Origin of the sequence: Cupriavidus sp. KB_39, from assembly GCF_052114485.1 — a bacterium.
Lineage (GTDB): Bacteria > Pseudomonadota > Gammaproteobacteria > Burkholderiales > Burkholderiaceae > Cupriavidus.
In genome coordinates, this window is record NZ_JBFREV010000189.1 from 1 (window position 1) to 506 (window position 506).

At 65.0% G+C, this 506-nt stretch carries 1 protein-coding gene; it reads right to left on the reverse strand.

Annotation, left to right across the window (positions count from 1 at the left end):
- A partial coding sequence (locus AB4Z27_RS29465) for a pilin glycosylation ligase domain-containing protein (RefSeq protein WP_441646041.1) occupies window positions 1-506 on the reverse strand: 506 nt, incomplete at both ends.

Here is a 506-nt window from a genome sequence, read left to right on the forward strand (position 1 = left end):
AGCCAGATCGCGGCAACGAGGCCAAAGCCGTGGATCGTCGCCTGATGGTTGGGCTGGTTGAGGTTGCCCCACAGCCGGCGGTTGGTGTCGTAGAAATATTCCGAAACGAGGCCGAACATCTGGTCTTCCATATGGAAGACCTGGATCCACTGGGCCAACGTGCCGAGCAGCCCGGCGACGAGGAAGGTGATGGCGACGGCATCGACAATCTCGGCGCGCTCCTCGGTGGACAACCCCTGGCCAAGGCGCCATGCGGCGACCATCATGGCGGCGCCGAGGGCGAGGACGATCCGGGTGGTGAAGCGGCTGCCCGTGATATCGGCCATGCCGGCGGCAGACTGGACGAGCGTCGTCAGAATCAGCCAGAGCGGCAGCAGGACGATCCAAGGGACTTGGGGGGTGTCCGCCGAACGCCGAAAGGCCAGCAGGCAGACCAGCGCGACACCGAGCACGCCGGCCGTCCATTCGCCATAGAAGGTGGCGAGCGGAAGCGTGTGCTTCGAAAC